Origin of the sequence: Trichormus variabilis 0441 (assembly GCF_009856605.1) — a bacterium.
Taxonomy (GTDB): domain Bacteria; phylum Cyanobacteriota; class Cyanobacteriia; order Cyanobacteriales; family Nostocaceae; genus Trichormus; species Trichormus variabilis.
This window is the reverse complement of record NZ_CP047242.1, coordinates 3,511,479-3,535,772: the sequence shown is the minus strand read 5'-3', so window position 1 is coordinate 3,535,772 and position 24,294 is coordinate 3,511,479. Positions and strand designations below refer to the sequence as shown.

Annotated in this window: 23 protein-coding genes and 1 pseudogene; 15 read left to right on the top strand and 9 right to left on the bottom strand. The window is 43.1% G+C overall.

From position 1 onward, the window contains the following. Positions 1-5: 5 nt before the first annotated feature. Positions 6-869, bottom strand: a complete 864-nt coding sequence (locus GSQ19_RS14340; protein ID WP_011318615.1) for a cyanophycinase — start codon at positions 867-869, stop codon at positions 6-8. A 563-nt stretch (positions 870-1,432) separates the two neighbouring features. On the opposite strand from GSQ19_RS14340, the gene trmD reads away from it, so the two are divergent. The 6 genes from trmD (at position 1,433) to argH (ending at position 7,257) form a co-directional block, all read left to right on the top strand. Then, complete coding sequence (gene trmD / locus GSQ19_RS14335; RefSeq protein WP_011318614.1) at positions 1,433-2,167, top strand: tRNA (guanosine(37)-N1)-methyltransferase TrmD; 735 nt, start codon at positions 1,433-1,435, stop codon at positions 2,165-2,167. Positions 2,168-2,191: 24 nt separating this feature from the next. After that, positions 2,192-2,689, top strand: coding sequence for a 2-C-methyl-D-erythritol 2,4-cyclodiphosphate synthase (gene ispF / locus GSQ19_RS14330; RefSeq protein WP_011318613.1), 498 nt, complete (start codon positions 2,192-2,194; stop codon positions 2,687-2,689). A gap of 81 nt (positions 2,690-2,770) precedes the next feature. After that, on the top strand, positions 2,771-4,558 hold the full coding sequence (locus GSQ19_RS14325) for an ABC transporter substrate-binding protein (protein ID WP_011318612.1): 1,788 nt from the start codon (positions 2,771-2,773) through the stop codon (positions 4,556-4,558). Between the two features lie 88 nt (positions 4,559-4,646). Beyond that, complete coding sequence (larB, locus tag GSQ19_RS14320; protein ID WP_011318611.1) at positions 4,647-5,435, top strand: nickel pincer cofactor biosynthesis protein LarB; 789 nt, start codon at positions 4,647-4,649, stop codon at positions 5,433-5,435. Positions 5,436-5,533: 98 nt separating this feature from the next. Next, positions 5,534-5,740, top strand: a complete 207-nt coding sequence (locus GSQ19_RS14315; protein ID WP_011318610.1) for a hypothetical protein — start codon at positions 5,534-5,536, stop codon at positions 5,738-5,740. Between the two features lie 131 nt (positions 5,741-5,871). Continuing rightward, on the top strand, positions 5,872-7,257 hold the full coding sequence (gene argH / locus GSQ19_RS14310; protein WP_011318609.1) for an argininosuccinate lyase: 1,386 nt from the start codon (positions 5,872-5,874) through the stop codon (positions 7,255-7,257). 167 nt (positions 7,258-7,424) lie between these two features. Here argH and GSQ19_RS29740 read toward each other — a convergent pair whose 3' ends face one another. After that, positions 7,425-7,589 carry a hypothetical protein gene (locus GSQ19_RS29740; protein ID WP_010998029.1) on the bottom strand — a complete coding sequence of 55 codons (165 nt, stop codon included), beginning with the start codon at positions 7,587-7,589 and terminating at the stop codon, positions 7,425-7,427. Between the two features lie 596 nt (positions 7,590-8,185). Here GSQ19_RS29740 and GSQ19_RS14305 point away from each other — a divergent pair. Continuing rightward, positions 8,186-8,929, top strand: a complete 744-nt coding sequence (locus GSQ19_RS14305; RefSeq protein WP_011318606.1) for a hypothetical protein — start codon at positions 8,186-8,188, stop codon at positions 8,927-8,929. 139 nt (positions 8,930-9,068) lie between these two features. Here GSQ19_RS14305 and GSQ19_RS14300 read toward each other — a convergent pair whose 3' ends face one another. The 3 genes and pseudogenes from GSQ19_RS14300 to GSQ19_RS14290 all read right to left on the bottom strand — a co-directional run bounded on the left by GSQ19_RS14300 (position 9,069) and on the right by GSQ19_RS14290 (position 13,169). After that, positions 9,069-10,781 (bottom strand): diflavin flavoprotein, encoded by a 1,713-nt coding sequence (locus GSQ19_RS14300; RefSeq protein WP_011318605.1) that lies wholly within the window; start codon positions 10,779-10,781, stop codon positions 9,069-9,071. A 350-nt stretch (positions 10,782-11,131) separates the two neighbouring features. Further along, a pseudogene (locus tag GSQ19_RS14295) lies at positions 11,132-11,281 on the bottom strand (DUF2887 domain-containing protein); the annotation flags it as partial. Between the two features lie 163 nt (positions 11,282-11,444). Next, positions 11,445-13,169, bottom strand: coding sequence for a diflavin flavoprotein (locus GSQ19_RS14290; RefSeq protein ID WP_011318604.1), 1,725 nt, complete (start codon positions 13,167-13,169; stop codon positions 11,445-11,447). A 109-nt stretch (positions 13,170-13,278) separates the two neighbouring features. On the opposite strand from GSQ19_RS14290, the gene GSQ19_RS14285 reads away from it, so the two are divergent. Both GSQ19_RS14285 and GSQ19_RS14280 read left to right on the top strand, forming a co-directional pair. Further along, on the top strand, positions 13,279-14,166 hold the full coding sequence (locus GSQ19_RS14285) for a pantothenate kinase (RefSeq protein WP_011318603.1): 888 nt from the start codon (positions 13,279-13,281) through the stop codon (positions 14,164-14,166). Positions 14,167-14,259: 93 nt separating this feature from the next. Next, positions 14,260-15,084: an SDR family oxidoreductase gene (locus tag GSQ19_RS14280; RefSeq protein WP_011318602.1), complete on the top strand. Its 825-nt coding sequence runs from the start codon at positions 14,260-14,262 to the stop codon at positions 15,082-15,084. On the opposite strand, the gene GSQ19_RS14275 is transcribed toward GSQ19_RS14280, so the two are convergent. Together GSQ19_RS14275 and GSQ19_RS14270 are read right to left on the bottom strand one after the other, a co-directional pair. Next, the gene (locus tag GSQ19_RS14275; protein ID WP_011318601.1) at positions 15,072-15,899 is read right to left on the bottom strand and encodes an alpha/beta fold hydrolase; all 828 of its coding nucleotides are present in this window, start codon (positions 15,897-15,899) and stop codon (positions 15,072-15,074) included. The genes GSQ19_RS14280 and GSQ19_RS14275 overlap by 13 nt on opposite strands. 223 nt (positions 15,900-16,122) lie before the next feature. After that, positions 16,123-16,617, bottom strand: a complete 495-nt coding sequence (locus GSQ19_RS14270) for an NUDIX hydrolase (protein WP_011318600.1) — start codon at positions 16,615-16,617, stop codon at positions 16,123-16,125. A gap of 506 nt (positions 16,618-17,123) precedes the next feature. On the opposite strand from GSQ19_RS14270, the gene GSQ19_RS14265 reads away from it, so the two are divergent. Next, complete coding sequence (locus tag GSQ19_RS14265; protein ID WP_011318599.1) at positions 17,124-18,317, top strand: site-2 protease family protein; 1,194 nt, start codon at positions 17,124-17,126, stop codon at positions 18,315-18,317. A gap of 266 nt (positions 18,318-18,583) precedes the next feature. Beyond that, positions 18,584-19,078 carry a peptide-methionine (R)-S-oxide reductase MsrB gene (gene msrB, locus GSQ19_RS14260; RefSeq protein WP_011318598.1) on the top strand — a complete coding sequence of 165 codons (495 nt, stop codon included), beginning with the start codon at positions 18,584-18,586 and terminating at the stop codon, positions 19,076-19,078. A gap of 103 nt (positions 19,079-19,181) precedes the next feature. On the opposite strand, the gene GSQ19_RS14255 is transcribed toward msrB, so the two are convergent. Continuing rightward, a complete protein-coding gene (locus GSQ19_RS14255) occupies positions 19,182-20,771 on the bottom strand; it encodes a B12-binding domain-containing radical SAM protein (RefSeq protein WP_011318597.1) in 1,590 nt (529 codons plus the stop codon). 225 nt (positions 20,772-20,996) lie between these two features. After that, positions 20,997-21,371 (bottom strand): ArsR/SmtB family transcription factor, encoded by a 375-nt coding sequence (locus tag GSQ19_RS14250; protein WP_011318596.1) that lies wholly within the window; start codon positions 21,369-21,371, stop codon positions 20,997-20,999. A 121-nt stretch (positions 21,372-21,492) separates the two neighbouring features. Here GSQ19_RS14250 and GSQ19_RS14245 point away from each other — a divergent pair, with 121 nt between their 5' ends. From GSQ19_RS14245 to GSQ19_RS14230, 4 genes are all read left to right on the top strand, one after another. After that, positions 21,493-22,194, top strand: coding sequence for an MBL fold metallo-hydrolase (locus GSQ19_RS14245; RefSeq protein ID WP_011318595.1), 702 nt, complete (start codon positions 21,493-21,495; stop codon positions 22,192-22,194). Between the two features lie 45 nt (positions 22,195-22,239). Then, entirely contained in the window at positions 22,240-22,773 is a 534-nt protein-coding gene (locus GSQ19_RS14240; RefSeq protein WP_011318594.1) for a rhodanese-like domain-containing protein, read from the top strand. Positions 22,774-22,775: 2 nt separating this feature from the next. Next, positions 22,776-23,624 carry a sulfite exporter TauE/SafE family protein gene (locus tag GSQ19_RS14235; protein WP_011318593.1) on the top strand — a complete coding sequence of 283 codons (849 nt, stop codon included), beginning with the start codon at positions 22,776-22,778 and terminating at the stop codon, positions 23,622-23,624. Positions 23,625-23,707: 83 nt separating this feature from the next. Beyond that, positions 23,708-24,286, top strand: a complete 579-nt coding sequence (locus GSQ19_RS14230; RefSeq protein ID WP_011318592.1) for a Uma2 family endonuclease — start codon at positions 23,708-23,710, stop codon at positions 24,284-24,286. The last annotated feature ends 8 nt before the right edge of the window (positions 24,287-24,294 follow it).

The following is a 24,294-nucleotide window of genomic DNA, read 5'->3' as shown; positions in this document are numbered from 1 at the left end:
TTCCGTCAGCTGGAGATCCGGTGTACCGCAGGCAATACAGTCCTTTGGTACAGATGGAAGCGATCGCCATAACTGAGGATATGCAGACGTAAGTTATGCACGGTTAAAGGTTCGTTAGCGCCAACGTGGGGTTCGTTGGTGTGGGTGAGTTCGGTGGGATCGACAATGGTGACGCTGCCTTTACCCAAGACTTGGAGCCAACCATCGCGTTCAAATACAGCACAAGTATCTTCATCAATGCCAATACCTAGTCTATCGGGGTGAGCAGCGACCGCACTAATGAGGCGACCCATCCGATTGCGGTTGTGGAAATGTTGATCAACAATCACTTCGGGAATTAATCCCAAACCTGTTGCCATATCCACCAGGGAACGATTAGGTGTTTCACCACTACCGCCGCCAGCAATCATGTGATGCCCCATCACTGCTGCCCCAGCACTTGTGCCTGCCAGAGTTAGTTGCCCGCCTCTCACTCGCTGTCGGATTATTTCCATTACTGGCGTATCAGACAATACACCACACAGGCGCAGTTGGTCTCCTCCGGTTAAGAAAACACCACTACAGGCTTCGAGGGATGCCCTTACCTGTGAAGATTCGCATTGTTCTCGTTCACGGATGTCTAAAATTTCGACCTTTTCAGCACCCATTTCTTCAAAAATGCGAATATACCGTCCACCAATAATTGCAGGTTCGCGGGAGGCAGATGGAATAATTGTAATATAGGCTTTGCTTGCACCAGCTCGTCCAAAAAAAGTTCTCAGGATTTCACGTCCATGAACTTTATCTTCTGCGCCTCCGATTACGAGAACGGCGGTCTTAGTTGCTTGGGGTGTCCTCATTTCCAGCGATTTAGCTTGTAATTGCGGCATTGTGTTTCTCCTGTCAACAACTTTAGGAGCCATCGCTGTGGACGGGTTTCCCGACTTGTGGCGAATGGCGTGTGAATTTAACAAGGTTTAGGAGCCTGATGATGTTCGCACTTTGCTTTTTTCCTGAGGACACTGCAACATATACACACAAAGCCTCATGATTTGTATGTCCCGTGTCCCCAAAGCCAGCGCCTTGTTCTTCACCTGTCCACTTTTTCCAGACTGGCTCGTTAGTGCTTGGGGTTCAGGTTCCCCTCTGGCGCTAGGAATTAGTTTTCCCATCTGGGATAGGAGTGAGCAGGTCATTACACACATTTTCTGAGGCTGGCTCGACGCATCCTGTAAGTTGTTAACCTGGTTAGATTATTTATTTAAATGGTAGTTGTCACAATATTTAAACATAAATTAAGTAATTAGAAAAACTTTTGATCCCAAGAAAAAGCAACAGTTCTAGTACTTTTAGATACTATTGTGAAAGCCTATCTGTACTTTTACCCTGTATAAGCATCTTGTGTTTGATAGTCATTCAAATCTAAGATTAGTGTTCTCGAATACGAATTACTGTGCGTTTTGATATAGTTACACTTTTTCCTGACTGTTTTACCTCAGTTCTTAGTTCCGGCCTGCTGGGTAAAGCTCTTGCCAAACAAATTGCCCAAGTGAATTTGGTAAATCCTAGAGATTTCACTACAGATAAACACCGCAAGGTAGATGACGAGCCTTATGGTGGCGGTGTAGGGATGTTGATGAAACCAGAACCGATTTTTAGTGCTGTAGAGTCGCTGCCGATTTTAGAGCGCCGAGAAGTTATTTTGATGAGTCCCCAAGGTCAAACAATTGATCAGCCGCTATTACGAGAATTGGTCAGCAATTATGAGCAATTAGTAGTAATTTGTGGGCATTACGAAGGGGTAGATGATAGGGTATTACATTTAGTTACTCGTGAGGTATCTTTGGGGGATTTCATCCTCACGGGGGGAGAAATTCCGGCAATGGCATTAATTAACGGAGTGGTGCGATTGTTACCTGGAACTGTGGCCAAAACAGAATCCTTGACTGCGGAAAGTTTTGAGGAGGGTTTATTAGATTATCCCCAGTACACCCGTCCGGCAAACTTTCGCGGCTGGAAAGTCCCTGATGTCTTGTTATCTGGAAATCACGCCGCCATTTCCCAATGGCGCTATGAACAACAGATTAAAAGAACCAGCGATCGCCGCCCTGATTTGCTAGAAAAATGGCAACAAGAGAAGAAGCCGGGGAGCAGGGAGCAGGGGAGCAGGGAGCAGGGGGAGAAATAACAACTGACTAATGACTAATGACTAATGACTATGAGTATAAGAATTGGTAACGGCTACGATATTCACAGATTAGTGAGCGATCGCGCTTTGATTTTAGGTGGTGTCCATATTCCCCATGAACTGGGTTTATTGGGACATAGTGATGCGGATGTCCTCACTCATGCCATTATGGATGCCATGTTGGGGGCATTATCTTTGGGAGATATTGGTCATTATTTCCCCCCGACTGATCCCCAATGGGCTGGGGCAGATAGTTTAGTTTTGTTAAATCAGGTCAATGAGTTAATTCGCGCTCAAGGTTGGCGTATAGGTAACATTGACTCGGTAGTAGTTGCAGAACGGCCAAAGTTGAAACCACACATTAAAACTATGCGTGACAAACTAGCCAATGTTTTGCAATTAGAACCAAATCAAATTGGTGTCAAAGCTACAACTAATGAAAAATTAGGCCCTGTGGGACGAGAAGAGGGTATTTGTGCTTATGCTGTTGTCTTGTTGGTAAGTTCTGATCCGGTTAATTAACTCAAAATTGGAAGATGGAGAATGCAGGCAAAAATGCAACATAGATAAAATATTAAATCAACTATTAGTGCATCTAAATTTATGCCATATACAAATAATCTCATTTCCTTAATTAAGCGTTTTTGGATACTCATAATTTTGGCTGCATTTACAGCAGTTACAGTTGCAGCTTGTAACCCATCGAATTTTAAAAGTTCGGCTGCTCAAATCCCGCAATTAGTAACTAGTATTCTCAGTGATCCTAAAACTTTTAACTATCCTTTAAGTTCGGAATCACCTAATGTTTTTGGTTTGATTTATGAGGGATTAATCAGCGAAAATTATGATACTGGTGAAGTGGAACCAGCTTTAGCAGAATCTTGGACAATTTCTGATGATAAATTAAAAATTGTTTTTACTCTCCGTGAGGGTTTAAAGTGGTCGGATGGGCAACCACTAACTGTAGATGATGTTGTATTTACTTACAATGACATTTACTTTAACGAAGCCATTCCTACAGATGTTAGAGATATTATGAGGATTGGTGAAAGTCGGAAACTGCCAACTGTGAGAAAAGTTGATAGTCGTCGAGTTGAGTTTGCTGTTCCCGAACCGTTTGCGCCTTTTTTACGTAGTGCGACGAGTGCGGCAATCTTACCAGCCCATGCACTGCGAGAATCTATACAAACCAAAGATAGTGAGGGTAAGCCTAAGTTTCTGCAAAAATGGGGGGTAGATACACCACCAGACCAAATCGTCGGGAATGGTTTGTACAAATTGGAGCGTTATGACACCAGTGAACGTGTAGTTTTCCGACGTAATCCTTACTATTGGCGTAAAGGGCCTAAAGGTGAAGCTCAACCTTATATTGAACGATTAGTGTGGCAAATTGTCGAATCAACAGATACCTCGTTACTCCAGTTTCGCTCTGGTGGTTTGGATAGTATTGGTGTTTCCCCAGACTATTTTTCTCTGCTGAAGGTGCAAGAAAAGCAAGGCAATTTCAAGATATATAATGGCGGCCCGGCGGCTGGGACAACTTTTATATTATTTAACTTGAATAAGGGTCAAAGAGACGGTAAACCACTGGTTGATCCAGTAAAGTCTCGTTGGTTTAATACGGTAGAATTTCGCCAAGCTGTGGCTTATGCAGTTGACCGCCAAACGATGATTAATAATATTTATCGGGGTTTGGGTCAAACGCAAGATTCACCAATTTCTGTGCAGAGTCCTTATTATTTGTCGCCCAAAGAAGGGTTAAAGGTTTACGATTACAACTTAGAAAAAGCCAAGCAATTATTATTGAAAGCGGGCTTTAAATATAATGCTCAAAATCAGTTGTTAGACTCTGACGGTAATCGAGTCCGCTTTACACTGCTGACGAATGCTGGTAACAAGATTCGTGAGGCCATGGGTTCGCAAATTAAACAGGACTTGAGCAAAATCGGCATACAGGTAGATTTTACACCCTTGGCATGGAATACTTATACAGACAAGCTGGCGAATACTTTAGATTGGGAAGCTTCTATGCTGGGTTTGACTGGCGGTTTAGAACCGAATGATGGTGCTAACGTCTGGAATCCCGAAGGGGGATTACATATGTTTAACCAAAAGCCCCAAGCAGGACAAAAACCCATCACAGGTTGGGAAGTAGCACCGTGGGAAGCGAAAATTGGTCAACTATACATTCAAGGTGCTAGGGAGTTGGACGAAACCAAACGTAAAACAATCTATGCCGAAACCCAAAAAATCACTCAAGAGAATTTACCATTCATTTACTTGGTAAATCCATATTCATTATCCGCAGTACGCGATCGCTTTGCAGGTATTCGCTTCTCAGCACTAGGCGGCGCATTCTGGAACTTGTACGAAATCAAAATAGTTAAGTAGGTAACTGGTAATGGGTAATTGGTAAGTAAGAAAACTTTTACCCATTACCCATTACCCATTACCCATCACCACATTACCCAAAATTACCGTGACTCAACCTGAAGCTTTGCGATCGCTCCTAGAGGCGGTTGCCAATGGTAAAGTTACCCCAGATAAGGCTTTAAACTCTCTCAAAGACCTAGCCTATGAACCTGTGGGTGAGTTTGCCAAAATTGATCATCACCGTCATCTGAGAACTGGTTTCCCGGAAGTAATTTGGGGGCTAGGTAAAACACCAGAACAAATTGTGCAGATTATGGAGGTGATGCGTCAGCGCAATCCGGTAGTAATGGCTACCCGCATTGAACCAGGCGTTTATACTCTATTGCAACCGAAAATTAGAGATTTACGTTACTACGAGTTGGCAAAAATTTGCGCTATCACTCCCCCGACTATCGAACCACGGTTTGCAGGGATTATCAGTATTCTTTCTGCGGGTACTGCTGACTTACCCGTGGCTGAGGAAGCAGCCGTGACAGCCGAACTATCTGGTTTTCGTGTACAGCGTCTTTGGGATGTAGGTGTCGCCGGGATTCATCGCTTGCTGAGTAATCGCCATCTGATTGAATCAGCATCAGTGTTAATTGTCGTTGCGGGAATGGAAGGCGCGTTACCCAGTGTGGTGGCTGGTTTGGCTAATTGTCCTGTAATCGCTGTACCTACTAGTGTGGGTTATGGTGCTAGTTTTGGCGGTTTAGCACCTTTATTGACAATGCTCAATTCATGTGCTGCGGGTGTAGGAGTAGTCAATATAGATAATGGTTTTGGTGCAGCCGTGTTGGCTGGGCAAATTTTGCGGACAGCAGAGAAATTGCGGTTGGCATCGCTAGAATCTTGAGTTATGACATCAAGGTAATTGGAAATTGGGGATTGGGGACTGGGTAATTTCCCTAGTTCTTAACCTCTAATCTCTAGGCTTTACCTTAGTTACCTCAGATGAACTACTTTAACGATTTAATATTTGAGACTGTTGGGTATTTTTCTGTAAATTTCCCTATACTGGCGCAGAATGTGACCGATCCTAACGTTGTTGGTCAGATCCAAAAAACCTGGAATCATTTTGTCCAGACAGGTCAAGTCTGGGCGCTGTTGATTGGTTTAGTGATTGGCTATATTTTTCGTAATCTGACTAAGTACGGTTGACAATGGTGAGGGCTAGGGGGTAGGGAGTAGGGAATAACGATAAATAGTAAGCTGAAAGGTTAGGGAGCAGGAGAAAGAAAATTTACCCAATCCCTAGTCCCCAGTCCCTAATCCCCAGTCCCTTTGTATTTATGACTGAAAAACAAACTTGGAGTCAGCGATTTGAATCGGCTCTACATCCAGCGATCGCTCTTTTTAATGCCAGTATAAGCTTTGACATAGAATTAATAGAATACGACCTTACAGGCTCTCAAGCTCATGCCCAAATGTTGGCGCATACGGGGATTATTTCGCCGGCAGAAGGAGAACAACTAGTTGCAGGTTTAGAACAAATTCGTGAAGAATATCGCCAGGGTAAATTTCAGCCTGGTATCGATGCGGAAGATGTCCATTTTGCAGTGGAGCGACGGTTAACAGAGATTGTTGGAGATGTAGGTAAGAAATTACATACTGCGCGATCGCGTAACGATCAAGTAGGTACGGATACAAGACTTTACCTACGTGACCAAATTTCGCAAATCAAAACCCAATTACGGGAATTTCAGAGGGTCTTACTAGATATAGCTGAACAAAACGTTGAAACTCTCATTCCTGGTTACACTCACCTACAACGCGCTCAGCCTGTGAGTTTAGCTCATCACTTGTTGGCTTATTTCCACATGGCACAACGGGACTGGGAACGCTTGGGTGATGTTTATCGCCGGGTGAATATTTCGCCCTTGGGGTGTGGTGCTTTAGCTGGGACTACCTTTCCCATTGACCGCCACTACACAGCCAAACTGTTGCAGTTTGAGCGTATTTACGAGAATAGCTTGGATGGAGTGAGCGATCGCGATTTTGCCATTGAATTTTTGTGTGCGGCTAGTTTGATTATGGTTCACCTGAGCCGTCTTTCTGAAGAAATTATTCTTTGGGCATCAGAAGAATTCCGCTTTGTCACCCTCAAAGATAGCTGTGCAACAGGTTCCAGCATTATGCCTCAAAAGAAAAACCCCGACGTACCAGAATTAGTCAGGGGAAAAACTGGGCGTGTATTTGGTCATCTCCAAGCAATGTTGGTAATCATGAAAGGATTACCTCTGGCCTATAACAAAGACCTACAAGAAGACAAAGAAGGTTTATTTGACAGCGTTAACACAGTTAAGGCTTGCCTGGAAGCCATGACAATCTTGCTACAGGAGGGTTTGGAATTCCGGACTCAGCGCCTAGCTGAAGCTGTCACACAAGATTTCTCTAACGCTACCGATGTCGCAGATTATCTAGCAGCCAGGGGCGTTCCCTTCCGCGAAGCTTATAATATCGTGGGTAAAGTCGTCAAAACCAGTATTGCTGCTGGCAAACTTTTAAAAGATTTGACCTTAGAAGAATGGCAAGAAATACATCCAGCATTTGCCACCGATATTTATGAAGCCATCTCCCCTCGTCAAGTTGTAGCTGCACGTAACAGTTACGGTGGTACTGGTTTTGCCCAGGTGAGTAAAGCCGTCAGTGCGGCGCGTGAGGAAATTGGAGAGTAGGGGTGTAAGGGTGCAGGGATTATTAGCCTAGATCCAAACACAACTGACAACTGACAACTGACAACTGACAACTGACAACTAACACACAAAGCCTAAAAAACAAGGGTGTACAAGACGTACACCCTAAAAAATAAAACACTTAAAGAATCAAAATCTGAATAGACGAATTATTCAGCATCAACTGCTGCTGCGCCTTCTTCTTCCTCACTCTTAGGTGTTCTTTGCTGGAACCTTCTTTGCATTCTTCCGGTTGTAGTCCGTTTACGAAACTTTCTGGCGTATGCCTGGTTCCGTAGCGCCTTTTCTTTTTTCGGGTTACGGCGCTTTGCCATATTCACCTCGTTAATAAACAACAAAAAATGGCTGCTAGGCATTTTTTAGAGAATATCAGCCACTAACGTTATTGATAAAGCTCTGGCCTAGTTTAGCTGTCATAAATCTTTGAACAGCATACAATCCTACCCCATTTAATTTGATTGTGTCAATGGCAACTAGCCTTAACAATTCAAAATTCAAAATTCGTCTTGAAAAGTTTCCTACGGCGGGAAACCCCTCCTACAGAACTTTCCGCAAAATTCGCGCATTAAAGACAGTTGGAGTCGGGGATTGCAACCCTTGAATTTAGGATAAAAAAGCAGGGTATAAGAGGAATCAATTACTGAGATAAAACTATCAACACTCAAGTACAGCCTGTAAAGCATTTAAGTGTAAATACTGTGTAAAATCATATATAAGCGTTTTAAAAAGCTTACACATCAATACAAAAAAGCAATTTATAAAAAAGTTTGCCTTTTGTGAAAATTATGTTAAGGTCTTATTTTACACTCCGAATCCATAAGAGTTAGGATAGCTGGCGGCGACAGACTATCTGTCTACTTATGGCTCCTGACTCTTAAATTCTTTTTTGAAAATAATTAGGACAGGTTCAATGATTAAATATCGCCATTGGTCAAAGTATCTGGCTGTCTTATCTTCAGCCGCATTCTTAGCAGCTGATTTAGCGATTCCTTCAGCCATTGCCCAAACGACTATCAAATCATCTGTCGGTAAGGCTGTGACCTTTACCTGCAATGACTCTGAGGCGAGTATCAAGGCTAAAAATGGCCCTAAAGTAACGATAGGCCTGACCAATATTTACATCGGTTATCAGCAAGTATCATCCAACAACAAAGACCCACGGATTATCCGTTTTGATAATGGGTTCAAAACATGGTGTCGTAGTGACTATGAAACCACAGGAGACGACGGTACAGGCTACGGACTGTATTGGGATGGAGGAAGTAATCTATATGGTGTTTTCACTTCCACAGGTACTCAAACAGGTAACGATTTTCGTCGCTTTGCTACTCAAGGTTGGTTGACTAGCTATGGTAGCGGTGGCGGTGCAAAAGTGGCGGTAATCGCTCGGATTAATCCCAGCAATGGTAGTGTTACCTCGGCAAGTTATTTATCTGCTAAAAAGCCGAGTGATGGCAAAAGTAACTCTTTAGCGGTTACTAGCCTGTCATGGAATGGCACAAATCTGACTATAAAGGCAGATTCCTGGTGGTCTCCCCGTCGGCGTGATAAAACTCACATGAATTGTTCTGGTGCATCACCTTTTAAATACACAGTTGTATTCGCACCCGATTTAAGAAGCGTAAGTTCAGCTTCAGCAGTTAACTGTAGCTGAGTTGATAATTCGTAGTTACGAACTGTAGGTTTGATTTCGTTGTCAGGGTTGTATCACCTTTTTTTCGCAATATAAATTACAGTGTTTCTCTCTTCATTAACACTGCATAGTTCAACCCAAAAAGTAATTAAAACAGTCTTTAATAATGGTTACCTGATTTGCGATGATGCACGGCTGTAACACCGTCCTGATTTAGGACTTTGCCATTCTCTACAGTTGCATAAACTAGCCAGTGGTCACCTGATTCCATGCGGTTTTGGACTGAACATTCCAAATATGCTAAAGCATCTTTCAGTATAGGACTACCGTTTTCAGCCTCTGCTGTCGCCACATCAGCAAATCTATCTTGTGCAGGGCTAAAGGGTTTGAGGAAGTGTTTCATCAATCCCAGGTGATTTCCCTCTTTTAAAACATTGAGAACAAATTTATTCCCGGTATGGGTCAGGGTTTCTACTGCACGGTCTTTGGCTACGGCAATGGTTAAGCCGGGAGGATTAAAGCTGGCTTGGGCAACCCAAGAGGCTAACATGGCGCTGGATACTTCCCCTTGCTTGGCGGTAACAACGCAAAGTGACCCGACTATTCGTCCTACGGCTTGTTCTACATTTGTGGCTGGTACACTTTGAGTCCGGACTTTCCTGGCTTTCTTCAAGGCTTGGGCAAAGTCGGTTCCGGCTTCTTCGCACATTTGCAAGGTGACTTCGTTGGGTTTGAACTTGACGCGGATGGAGTCAAAACCAAACCTATAACCGGCATCTTTGAGCTTACCTTCAATTAAATCAACGGCTTCACCACTCCAACCAAAGGAACCAAACACACCAGCTAATTTATTATTAGTAGCGGTGGATAAGACAATACCTAAAGCTGTTTGCACTGGTGTGGGTGCATGACCACCAAGGGTAGGAGAACCCATAACAAAACCAGCAGATTTTTCTACGGCTGCACTAATTTCTTCTGGGTCGGCAAATTCACAGTTAATTGATTCTACCGCAACACCGGCTTTGGTAATGCCACGAGCGATCGCCTGGGCTAAAGTAGCTGTGTTGCCATAAGCTGAAGCATAAATTAGAGCTACTGTCAAGTCAGCAGAAGTTTGTTGTTGACTCCATTCGCGGTAGGCGTGGGTAAGTTCAATTAAGCCGTAACGCACCAAGGGGCCGTGACCAGTGGCGTACACTCGCGCCGGGAAATCTGCAAGTTTATCTAAGGCTGTTTCCACTTGTCGGGCATGGGGAGCCATCAAGCAATCATAATAGTAACGGCGGTCTTCGTTGATTGCTTCCCAACCTTCATCAAATACTTGGTCTCCGCAAATGTGCGCCCCAAATAGCTTATCTGTATAGATAATTTCGGTTTGGGGGTCGTAGGTACACAATTCATCGGCGTAGCGGGGGTTAGGTGTGGGGATGAATTGTAAATCATGTCCTTTCCCTAAATCGAGGGTTTCCTCACCCCGCATAATCAGTATTGGTAAATCCGGGTTTTCTAGCACCCCGCGCAAATTAATCGCCCCTGGATTAGAACAGACAAAGGTAATTTGCGGTGCTATTTCTAGTAAAGCTTTTAAGGTCGCGGCCCGGTTGGGGTTAACGTGACCGAGAATAACATAATCGATTTCTGTGACATCTAGTCGTTTTTGCAACGCATCCAGATAAATCTGTGTGAAGGTTTCCCCTGGAGGGTCAATCAGCGCTAGCTTATTACCTTGGATTAAATAAGAGTTAGCCGTGGTTCCCTTAGCTAAAGCGTACTCAATTTCAAATCTTAATCTTGTCCAACTGCGCGATCGCATTACAGTTGTATCTGTACCAATAGGTAGGACTTGCACGTCTCTTGGTTTGGTTTCTGACATAGTTTTTAAATAATTTCTTTGTTTTTAAACATTTTTGAGCAATTAAACAGCAATTGCTACAAATAACTACACATTTACAATTAAAGCCTAATTGGTTTGATTGAATTTTCGGTATTTACTATGGATAAGATAATGTTCGCTTCTGGTAGAAGAGTAGCCTTGTGGCAGGGTAATAATTCCAGATATTTGGCAATTGCTCGCTTATTCCCTGTTCGCTAGCCTCACTTCTAACATTTTATAACTATTCCAGTACCGGAGTTTTGATTTGAGGGAGCGATCGCTCTTGGCGGTTGTTTAGTCAGTCAATTGTAGAGAACGAATCTTTACCGATTTGGGTAATTATAGAGTGCGCTGTTTAAAAATATGCGATGAGTGATTGTGTCCCTTGGTTCCAGATTGCGAGTTGGAAAAATTACCACACAATACCAGTCATCATATTGATACTGATTACGGTACAAATAGGTTAGCGACTCGGTAAAAAAGCGATGATATAAAAACTCTACTCACAAGGGGATAGAGTTTTGTCAGTGGTCAGTAGTCAGTAGCAAAGATATGTAAAAACCACCCGTTAGGGATTGGGGTATTAGACCAGATCATTTCCACAACTGACAACTGACGACTAACAACTGACACTTGAAGCGCAATAAATGGAGTCGCGTTTCACTAATAATGATTTCCTACCTTGCGGTGGTGGACTGCTGTTAGAGATTCGGGTTTGGAAACGCGTCCGGCGTAGACTGTGCTGTATACTGCCCAGTGGTCGCCGCAGTCCATACGGCTGACTACTTCGCATTCCATGTATGCTAAAGCGTCGCCGAGGATGGGTGCGCCGTTTTCGGCGGGCTGGGTTTTGACTCCTTCAAAACGGTCTGCACCAGGGGCGAATCGTTTTAAGAAGTGGCGCATGAGTGGCTGATAATTGCCTTCTTCTAATACATTTAAGACGAAACGATCGCCTACTTGCATTAGTGATTCAATAGCTCTATCCTTGGCTACGGCAATGGAAAATCCTAATGGTTTGAAGCTGGCTTGATTTACCCATGAGGCTAACATGGCGCTGGAAACGTCGCCTTTTTTGGCTGTGATGATATATAAGCCGCCACTCAGTCTTCCTAGTGCTTTATCTAGGTCAGCACCCAAGGATTTCATGGCTTTGATGCTGCGATCGCGTGTTACCCATTGTCCCAAATCTGTGCCTGCTTCTTCACACAGTTTGTAGGTGTTTTCCGTGGGTGTTTGTTTAATGCGAATGGCGGGGAAGGCGGTTGTTAAGCCCAGGTTACGGAATTTGCTTAATAGCGGGTCTATGGGTTCATCATCGCCGCCACCGGTTTCAAATATACCTACGGCTTGTTTTTCGTTGGCAGACCCTAAAATGGTGCTGAGTGCGCCTTGAATACTAGCTGCACTAGCAGCCGGAGACATCCCAATTACCAGTCCAGCACAACGCCCAACTAGTTCGCGTAATTCTTGTAAATCTACTGCTGAACCCAAGTCTACAACTTCTACACCGACACCAGTTTTGCTAATACCGTTAATAATTCCTTGGGCTAGGCGATCGCTATAGCCATACTCGGAAACGTAAAATACACCTATGCTGGTTTCTGCTTTGCTTTGGTTTTGGCTCCAAGTGCGATAACGTCCGGTGAGTTCCTCGACGTTATGGTAGAGTAGTGGCCCGTGACCAGTGGCAATCATTTTCACGCTTGGCAATTCTCCCATGCGCTTGAGGGCAGATAGTACCGATCGCGCATTTGGCCCCATCAGGCATTCATAATAGTAATGAAAGTCTGGTTCTATGGTTTTTAAGTCTTCATCAAAGACAATATCGGAACAGTAGTGCATTCCGAAAGCGTCGCAGGTGTATAGGGTTTGGGTTTTGTGGTCAAAACTAAAGATGGTGTCTGGCCAGTGTAAATTGGGGGCAATGACAAACTCAAATTCGTGACCGTTACCTAAATCTAAGCGATCGCCGTTCTTAACGATTTTCCGCTTAAATGGTTGATGTACTAAATCTTCGAGAAACTGGATGGCAACTTTTGAGGCGACGACTGTAATATCTGGAGCCATCTGTAACAAATCTTTGACTAAGCCACTGTGGTCTGGCTCGGTATGACTGACAATCAAATAGTTGATATCTGTGGGATTAATTAACCCTGTCAGGGTATCAAAATAAAGTTTACGAAACTTTTCATGGGAAGTATCAACTAAGGCTATCTGCTCACCGCGTATGAGAAATGAGTTATAAGTAGTACCATTTTGCAGACCAAACTCAATATCAAAGCGATCGCGTTCCCAATCTAGAGAGCGAATTGCTGTGGTATCTTGAGCAATTTCCGCAGTCTGTATGGTGAGCCGTTTTTCAGTTTTTTCGGTGAGTGCTACCATAACTCTCTCCTTTACACAATGAGTATTTATTCCCCTAGTCTTATTGTGACACGGAATATTTGTAAATTTTTATTAAAAAACCTATAGATAACTTAAAAAATATAAAAAAGTGATATCACAGCAGTTTCCAAAACACGTAGAAAATCAGTGGCTAGCCTTGGAAATCGGTAATTCCCGGCTACATTGGGCTTTATTCATGGGCGAATCCCTTAAGTTTACATGGGATACAGAATATCTACCTGAGTCAGTTATACAGCAGTTAGGTAACGGTGAGACAAACTGGGAGTTGGGAACTGGGGAAAAGGGAATATCTTCCTCTACATTTCCCCCCCTGCCCCCTGCCCCCTGCCCTTCGGGTTCGCAGTCGCTAATGGGGGAAACCCCCAAGACCGAGCTGTCTCACCCTCTACCCCTGTTCATCGCCTCCGTTGTTCCTAAGCAAACTGCACTTTGGCAAAGTTACCCTAATGTTCGCGTAATTACTTTAGACCAGATACCTCTTAACAATACATATCCTACCTTGGGAATTGACCGGGCTTTGGCTTTGTGGGGGGCGGGAATGAGTTGGGGTTTTCCGATGTTGGTAATTGATGCGGGGACAGCGCTAACTTTTACGGCGGCGGATGGTGAACGGAATTTGGTTGGTGGGGCGATTTTGCCGGGGGTGGGTTTACAATTTGCGAGTTTAGGTCAAAAAACTGAACAATTACCGCAAGTAGAGATGGCAGAGATTAAATCTTTACCTCCACATTTTGCGCTGAATACAGCAGAAGCAATCCAAAGCGGTGTGATTTATACCCTAATAGCGGGAATCAGGGATTTTACGGAAGAGTGGTTGTCTTTGTTTCCTGATGGGAAGGTGGCAATTAAAGGAGGCGATCGCATCTTACTATTAAATTACCTCCAAGCTCTATATCCTGAGCTAGCAGGGCGTTTAATAGTGGAACCAAACATGATTTTTTGGGGTATGCAAACAATCGTGGCAGGTGTTGCTTAACAGAAAATTTAAGGTATTATCATCATTGGTAAATCATATCCACCTCTATTACGTACTAGATTAAAGTTATTGTCATGTACGTGAGGTTTTGAGATGTCGCTTAACGGTAAACACGTATTAGTTACCGGAGGCTCACGCGGTATCGGTAGAGCAATCACCTTAAAACTAGCCGAACATGGGGTGAAAGTAGCTATTCACTACCACAAAAATGATGAAGCGGCGGAAAATACCCTAGTACAAGTACGAGAACGAGGTGGAGAAGGCTTTATTGTGCAAGCCGACATTTTACAGCCTCAAGATATTAATCGGATGTTTAGTCAGGTTAAGGATAAATTCGGCAGTCTAGATATCTTCGTCAACTGCGCCAGACCAGACTTAGCAACTTTCTACCATTCTCCAATGAAGATGACATTAGACCACTGGCGTGCGGCGATAGATTCTCAAGCACAGGCCTTCCTATTGGGAACTCAACAAGCTGCCAGTCTGATGCGAGATGGAGGCAGAATCATCGCCATCACCTATTCACCAAGTGGGCGTACTGGTAGCTGGCAGCCTTGGATGGCAATGGGAACGGCTAAAGCTGCGCTAGAATCGCTTTGTCGCTATTTTGCCGTTGCCCTTGGTTCCCGTGGTATTACTGTTAATGGCATTAGCCCTGGAGTTATCTTTGGTGAACCAAACCCCTTGGAAGGAGGAGTCTTGCGTTCTTTACCAACAGCAGCACAGGAAGCCACACAAAATTGGCATGAGAGTGGATGGACACCCATGAAACGGGTGGGAACTCCAGATGACATTGCTAATGCAGCTATGCTCTTATGTATGCAGGAAGCTAGCTTTATTACAGGTCAAATAATTCATGTGGATGGTGGCGCTTCCATTATGGACTCGATGTGTCCTTTGGAAATTCAGCAGGGATAGGACGGGGAATTAGTTATAAACTCCCGAATTTCTCCAGCTACAATCCCAACACAGGATTCTGGTAAATTGCTTTCACCATGAGCAATAATTTTTAATTCTGCTTGAGGAATCAGTTTAGTATAAAACTGACTTCTAGCTAGGGCATCTGGCTTATCTTTGCCACCTTGCAAAACTAGTACTGGGATTTCTAATTTAGATAGATAGCTTTGCAGTAGTTCTGCTTCGATTTCTGGTTGCTGGCGTTGAAACAATAACTGGGCGGCTGTAGGATTTTGCAGTAATTTTTGCCGTGTTTGCCAATCTTGCTCTATCTTCTTGTCTAGCCCAAAAATCTTAGTTAAAAAACTGAGCGATCGCATTATTTTAAATAATAATGGCGATCGCTTGCTCAACCGCCGCATTTTCTGGCAATTTTGTGATTGCCCCTCTATCTGCACACCCTCCGGTGCTAACAAAACTAACCCATACACTTGTTCTGGATACTTTAAGGCATAACTAGCTGCAATCCAAGCACCTAGTGAATCTCCCAATAAATAGACTTTTTCTAGCTTTAAAGCTTGGAAAAACTCAGCTATGCACTCTACTTGTAAATCAATTGAGTAATGAATATTGGGTTTTTCTGATTCTCCAAAACCTAATAAATCTGGTGCAAAGCAATGAAAATTCTGTGAAAGTGATTCCATGACTTCCACCCATTGGCTACTTTCATACCAAGCACCATGTAACAAAACTACAGGAATCCCCTCACCAGCTTCACGCCAGAATAATAGCCCTTGAGATAGTTTTCTCCGGGCGTTACGTAATAGCGTATCCATTTTAATGTGTTGTTTATCTTTCTTTAGAATATAGGACTTACGCAGTGTTACTAATTTTCTGGCTTTTTTGTCAATAGTCAGTAGTCAATAGTCAAAATCAAGGTTTTTGGACTGTGGACTATTGACCACCCTCAGAAGGGTTTTTTGGTTCAGTGCGTAAGTCCTAGAATATTCAGACTTTATCTTCAATCGCTAATTTTCACCTAAAATTTCACATAAGTTTTTATGCTAGGGTTGTTAATCCGTTTAAGTAATCCTGTAGTTGTCGAGTATGGTCATGAGACATTGGCCCTTGGGGTAGGGAACCAGGGGTAAAAGCCTTGATTTCCATGACTTCTAAGGTATCCTGAATATCCATTTTCCCTTCTACTTCGGCTTCAACCACAACACAAATCGAATGGATTCTAGGGTCTCGGTCTGGTGAAGAGTAAACTCCTACCAAACGCCTAATTTTTGTTAATTCTAGCCCTGTTTCCTCCAATAGCTCGCGGCGGACTGTCGTCGGAATGTCTTCTCCCCAGTCCACCATACCCCCAGGCAATGCCCATAAACCATCGTCTCGTCTACGAATTAATACAATCCGACCATCGGATAGTATTGGGATGATACTGGTTCCTGTGATGGGATGACGGAATATAATACCCAATACTGTTTGTCCAATACGCCACAAACTACGTGTGGATTGGATTGGTGATTTAAAAAAAGTAATAACGTTCAATCTAAAAATATGTATGGTTGAGTTTTTTTAACCGTCTACCACTCACACAAACTCAACTCATTAAGAGTTTAGTTTTGCATTATAATATATAATGAAAATATATGTTAGTGCGTGGCAAATATATTTTAACTACATTCCTAATAAGATATCAACTTTTAAGGAATCAAGCATTCTTTTTAGTTACAAATAGATTTACTGTATTTGGCTATACATCAGCCACATTCAAGAGTAACAGTATGAGGCGATCGCCATAGATTAAAACTGATGTAACTCATAGCTGAGAACTTGTATTTTTCTATTTTTTGCATGATCAATTAGGTGACATTGTCTATTCTAGAATCTGGGGCAACTACATGAGTAACTGCTGATTTTGTTACTCCTATTGGTAGATAGTTGTAAGTTTACGTCGTCTACTAGTATGAAGAAAATAGAAAAATCCTATACAAAAAAACACACATAGTATATGTGATGTATTCACTAAAAATATTTAGTTTCAGGACAATGTGATGCAGACAAATTGGAGAATCGGGTCTTTATTTGGTATTCCCCTATTTTTAGATCCTTTGTGGTTTGTAATTTTGGGCTTAGCAACACTGAACTTTGGTGTGGCTTATCAAGAATGGGGAACGGCGACAGCATGGACGGCTGGACTAATTATGGCGTTGTTGCTATTTGGTTCGGTGTTATTGCATGAGTTAGGTCATAGTTTGGCAGCGCGATCGCAAGGGATTAAAGTTAACTCTATTACCTTATTTTTGTTTGGTGGGATTGCCGCCATTGAGGAAGAATCCAAAACTCCGGGTAAAGCGTTTCAAGTAGCCATTGCTGGGCCTTTGGTGAGTATTGGCTTATTTTTACTCTTACGGTTGGGGAGTACTGTTGTATCTGATAGTAGCCCGGTTAGTCTGATGGTGGCTGATTTGGCACGAATTAACCTAATTGTTGCCTTATTTAACCTAATTCCCGGCTTACCTTTAGATGGGGGTCAAGTGTTGAAGGCTGCACTCTGGCAAATTACCGGAGACCGTTTTCAAGCAGTACATTGGGCAGCCAAAGCCGGACAAATTTTAGGTTATGGTGCGATCGCCTTAGGTTTTGCTGTAGATTTCTTTACTAGAGAATTAGTTACAGGCTTGTGGATTGTGCTGTTAGGTTGGTTTGGGGTTCGCAATGCCAACAGCTACGACCGCGTAACCACATTACAAGAAACCTTGCTAAAGGTAACGGCTGCTGATGCCATGACTCGTGATTTTCGTGTCATTGATGCCGACCAGACCTTACGTTCCTTTGCTGATTCCTACCTATTGGCAACTACCAACCCAGAAGTTTATTTTGCTGCTTCCGATGGTCGTTATCGCGGTATGGTCGCCATTGAGGATTTACGCCTGGTGGAAAGAAGCGCATGGGAAACTCAAACTCTCCACAGCATCGCCCATCCCCTCACAGAAATACCTACAGTTGCAGAATCCACTGTCATCGCTGAAGTCATCAACAAGCTAGAAAATGAACAGTTACCCCGTGTCACCGTACTTACTCCGGCTGGCGCTGTTGCGGGAATAATTGACCGGGGAGATATTGTCAGCGCATTGGCACAAAAATTAGGTTTGCGTATGACTGACGCAGAAATTAAGCGTATCAAAGAAGAAGGTAGTTATCCGCCGGGGCTGCAATTGGGGGTAATTGCCAAGTCTATTAATTAGGTAGTGTCATGGAGAAAGCAGTCCCAATGAAAGATATCTTTCCCATACACCCTTTTTCAAGCTGGGAAAGCTATGTTAAGTAATGTAAAATTATTGTATACGTGCAGTTTTCCCGTTCAGGAAACTGCCCTAACTCCCTAAAAACTCATAATCATAGAAGTTGCCCATCATAAAACACCTACACCAAGCAATTTTTAATCCTCTTCTCTGCTTTCTATCACCTATGGTCTCTAATATTGATGATTGATTAAAACTATCCGGCGCATATGAAAAAACGCTATTTTTTACAAACTAGTGCTGCATTAGTTGGCACAGCTTTGTTACCACCTTATATTTTCCAAAGGTCAAGCATTATGGCAGCTTCTAATACCAAGTTTGAAATCGCCAAATCTGAACAAGAATGGCAAACAATATTAACCCCAGAACAGTTTCGTGTGTTGCGGAAACATGGAACTGAACGTGCTTTCACTAGTTCACTCGATAAGGAATATAGTGAGGGAACTTATGTTTGCGCTGGTTGCGGACAGCCCTTGTTTACATCCGATACTAAATTTAACAGTGGTACTGGCTGGCCTAGTTTCTTTACACCTATTGAAGGTGCAATTGGCACTACTACCGATAGATCGTTTTTTATGACTAGGGTGGAAGTACATTGCAGTCGTTGTGGCGGACATTTAGGTCATGTGTTTGATGATGGCCCTGCACCCACAGGTAAGCGCTACTGTATGAATGGTGTATCGTTAAAGTTTGAGCCTGCCTAAGGGACGCAAAAGCAAGATTAGTCTTAGGTCAAATTAAAGATGAAAGCGATCGCCTTCTAATCTGTGATAATTAGAAAGCGATCGCTTACTATTTTCTATCTATTTAACTAACTACTGCTTCAGCTTTTGTCTCTACAGGGACAACGTATGGTTTCTCAGCACCTTGGGCTAAATATTCAGCTAGTTGTTTTTCAATTTCGTCGCGCACAATTTGGCGATATTCTAGAAAATGCTCATTGTGGGCGCAAGCGGAAATATAATGTTCAACCACTCCAGGGTTATGCTTGAGGATGCTAAACAAGTGATGCCAGAACTTCCAACGGGTTTCTCGTTTGACACCTTGTCGCCAAATAACGATTAACAAGGCTTTAATGACTACCAACTCTGGCATTTTGAATGGTGTTTTGTAACGGGGCGCACCCAACATAAGGAAACAACGATAGGTGCGGTCTAAGTATTTTACTGGGTCGTATAGAGTACAAAAGGCTTCTATATATTCCCTGGCAATATCTTCTAGGGGACGGGTGGGGATAAAGTTCATCAACGTTGTTTGGTTGATGTTACTTTCTTTGTTTTCCCGTAGTCGTCCTTCCTTCTTCAGGCGATGCCATAATGCTGTGTTGGGTAAGGCTTGCAACATAGCGAAGGTGGTAGAGGGAATACCGGCTTGTTCAGCAAAACGGACGATGCGATCGCCTGCACCTGCTTTTTCACCATCAAAACCGATGATAAACCCAGCCATTGGGCGCAATCCAGCTTTAATGATGGTTTGCACTGCATCTGTTAGGGAACTGCGGGTATTTTGGAATTTTTTGGTTAGTTGTAAGCTATCTTCATCTGGTGTCTCAATTCCCAAAAAGACCGCAGAGAAGCCAGACTCGACCATTAAATCCAGCATTTCTTGGTCTTGCGCTAGGTCAACGGAAGCCTCTGTATCAAATTTAAAGGGATATTGATGTTCAGCCATCCAGACTTTCAACTCTTTCAGTAACAATTTCACATTACGCTTGTTACCAATAAAGTTGTCATCTACCATGAACACACCACGCCGCCAGCCTAATTCATATAGGTAATCTAACTCTGCCAACAACTGTGCTGGAGTTTTGGTGCGTGGTTTGCGTCCGTAGAGAACAATGATGTCACAAAATTCGCACTGAAAGGGACACCCGCGCGAGAACTGCACCGACATCATGTCATAGGCATCCAGTTCTAGTAAATCAAAACGGGGTACGGGTGTGCTTGTCACATCTGGCTTTTCTGCGGTGCGGAAAGTCCCAGATGTTTCTCCCCGTTGCACTGCTTCCACAAACATGGGCAGGGTGATTTCCCCTTCATCAAGAATGAGGAAATCTGCCCCGACGTTCTGCACATCAGAAGGTGTGGAGGTGGGATAGGGGCCGCCTACGGCGACTAATTTACCGCGTTGTTTTGCTTCTTGAATTTGCTCAAGTAAATCTTGTTTTTGGACAATCATCGCTGAGAAAATAACGATATCTGCCCAAGCCCATTCTTCCTCTGTGACTGGACGGATATTGCGGTCTACCAGCTTAAATTCCCATTCCTGGGGCAGAATCGCTGCTACTGTTACTAAACCCAAGGGTGGTAACAACACCTTGCGATCAACTAAGGCTAGAATTTTTTCGTATGACCAAAAAGTTTTTGGAAATACTGGATAAACTAGTAGAATTCGCATCTTGTATCAATCCTCACGCTGTGATTGTAATCCCACGCTAACAAAAATAATTACTTATTAACTTATTTTCTAAATTGGCTTCAGTTTACCGTTAATGCTTTTGCTTGGCAATTATTCAAACAATACACTACGTATTGGACTTGATCTCACAGGGTGGTGTTCCATGAAGATGGCAAAATTCAATTTAGGCATACTTGACTAAAAACACATGATATGTATCAAGTATCAGCCGCGCTGTGCGGTTATTCCATCTTTTAGTCCTAATGCACTATTTTCCAGTTGTTTGAGTTGCTGCGATTTTTCTGATAATTGCAGTGCCAATCGCTGACAAACCAACTCACACAATTCAAAAATTATGGGGTCAGCAATTTCATAAAAGACACTCACCCCTTGGGGTTGGCGCTTGATAATACCAGTCTGCGCCAAAATTTGTAGGTGTTTGGAAACATTAGCTTGTTTGAGTTGGGTAATTTCTATAATTTCGGTCACATTTTTTGCACCAGATTTAAGCGCACACAATACTTGTAAGCGACTTACTTCAGACAATACCTTGAAATAATCAGCTACCGGTGCAAGTGCAGTTGGTGACGATTCGAGCATACTTAAGAGCAATTCAGTATAGTTTTTCTTGACAATTTATCTTAAAGCATTATAAAACATAAATATTATATTACTATATAGTAGTATAGTGGAAAAAACGAGACGTTACTCATCAAAAGCTATGTTATTCCGGCAACTTTTTGACCCAGAAACCAGCACTTATACTTATTTGATTGCAGACTTGGAAACTAAAACTGCTGCTTTCGTTGACCCAGTGCTTGAACAAGTCGAACGTGACCAGAAGTTATTGACAGAACTGGATTTGACACTAGGCTACTGTTTGGAAACACATATCCACGCTGACCACATCACGGGTGCGGGGAAACTGCGTGAAAAAATAGGATGTGAGAACATTGTGCCTTTTGGTGCAAATGCCGCCTGTGCTAACAAAAAAATGCAGCCTGGTGACGTGCTGCAATTCGGGTCAATTGTCATTGAAGCTATTGCTACACCAGGACACACGGATAGTCACTTGGCTTATTTGGTCAATAAAACCCACTTACTCACAGGAGATTCCCTGCTGATTCGTGGCTGTGGACGCACGGATTTTCAAAGTGGTAGTGCAGCAGCACTTTACGACAGTATTACCAAAAACCTCTGGACGCTTCCTGATTCGACACTCGTTTATCCAGGTCACGATTATCACGGACAAACAGTGTCCACAATTGGCGAAGAAAAAAAGTTTAATCTGCGATTGGTTGGGCGCAGTCGTTCAGAATTTATCGAGTTGATGGGTAATTTAAATCTGCCAAACCCACGAAAAATTATGGAAGCTGTGCCAGCAAACCAGCGCTGCGGAGATGTAGCGATGACTTCTTCTTGAGTATCAGGGTTTAGAAATTAGTATTTTTGACCAGGAATTAAAACAATGACAAACACTAAAAACTTGACGGAAATCGATGCCATCACGCTTAAGCAATGGATAGAGGAAAATACAGTTCTATTAATTGATGTGCGCGAAGCGGCGGAGTATGCAGCCGAACATATTCCTGATGCAAAGCTACTTCCTTTATCTAATTTCACGGCTGACCAAGTAACACCCCAGTGTGAAAACATCGTTTTATATTGTCGTTCAGGGAATCGTTCCCATCAAGCTGTGCAGAAATTGATAGATGCGGGTGTTAGCAACGTTTATCAACTCCAAGGCGGGCTACCGACCTGGAAAGCCGCAGGTTTACCCACGAAAGTTAACCTCAGCGCCCCTATTAGCTTGATGCGACAAGTGCAAATTGTTGCAGGTTCCTTAGTCTTTCTAGGAACAGTTTTAGGTGCGTTTGTCTCACCTTGGTTCTTAATTTTGAGTGGGTTTGTTGGCGGGGGGTTGGTGTTTGCTGGGGTGACAAATACCTGTGCAATGGGTAACTTACTGGCGAAACTACCTTATAACCGTCGGATGGCGTAAATATGACTTGGATAATTGGTCATCTTCTCGCCGTTGGTATTGGCATTAGTTTGGGGTTACTAGGTGGGGGTGGTTCGGTGCTGGCTTTACCTGTGTTGGTATATGTCATGGGAATTGCCCCAAAAAATGCGATCGCTATGACTCTGGTAATTGTTGGTACAGTTAGTTTATTAGGAAGTATCTCCCACTGGCGTGCAGGAAATATCCAGTGGAAAACTGCCTATATTTTTGGTGCGGCGACAATGTTAGGGGCTTTTTTCGGTGCTAGGTTGGCAACTCTGCCATTTATTACCGATACCATACAGATGTTGCTGTTTGGGTTGTTGATGTTGGTGGCTAGTGTCATCATGATTCAGCGCAGTATGGGGACTAAAACAACTTATGATGAGTTACCTTACCCGCCACCAGTCTGTAAACATTGCTGGTTGTGGTTGATGAGTGAGGGAATTATCGTTGGTGGTTTGACGGGGTTAGTTGGTGTTGGTGGTGGGTTTGCGATTATTCCAGCTTTGGTGTTACTTGCTAAATTACCGATGAAGGCAGCAATTGGCACATCTTTATTCATTATCGCCATGAATGCGATCGCTGGATTTCTTGGTTATCTGGGACACATCACCCTAGATTGGAACCTCATATTTAGTTTTATACTCGCTGCTAGCGGTGGGACTTTGCTTGGTGCGTATTTGACTAGGTTTGTTCCTGCGGCTAGATTGCAAAAGAGTTTTGGCTATTTTCTGCTAGCAGTAGCAGCATTTGTATTATTTCAAAACCGTGGCGTATTTTCACCAAAGTCGGCAGCATCAGCAAAAGTTAGCTTACAAAAGCAGGCATTTATTGACGATACTTTTTAAAGTAGAGGTAGAGGGCTAAATCTTCCTTGTTGACTGCATCTGGGTTTGCCGCAACGCCGAATTTTAGTAGGGTGGAATGAATTATGACTGCTTTAACATTACAGTTACCGCCTCATCTTAAATTTACGGATGAGGAATTTGAACAAATTGTGGCTGTAAATCAAGAGTTGCGTTTGGAATTAACTGCGGAAGGGGAATTGGTCATTATGTCACCCACTGGGGGGGAAACAGGAAACCGTAATTTTGATTTGTTGGGTCAACTATGGTTGTGGAACAGTCAGAATAATTTAGGCAAAGCTTTTGATTCTTCCACTGGTTTTAAACTTCCCAATGGTGCAACTCGTTCTCCTGATGCTTCTTGGGTCAAGATGGAAAGATGGGATATTCTCACTCCACAACAAAGGAAAAAATATCTTCCCTTGTGTCCAGATTTTGCAGTGGAGTTGGTTTCGGAAACTGATGATGTAGAAGATACTCAAGCCAAAATGCTGGAATATTTAGCAAATGGTTTACAGCTTGGTTGGTTAATTCACCCCAAAGATAAACTAGTGATAATTTATCGTCCTTATCAAGCAGCAGAGGTATTACAGTCTCCTACAAGTTTATCCGGGGAAAATGTTCTTCCTGGTTTTATTTTAAATTTACAGCCCATTTTTGCATAGATTGAAAA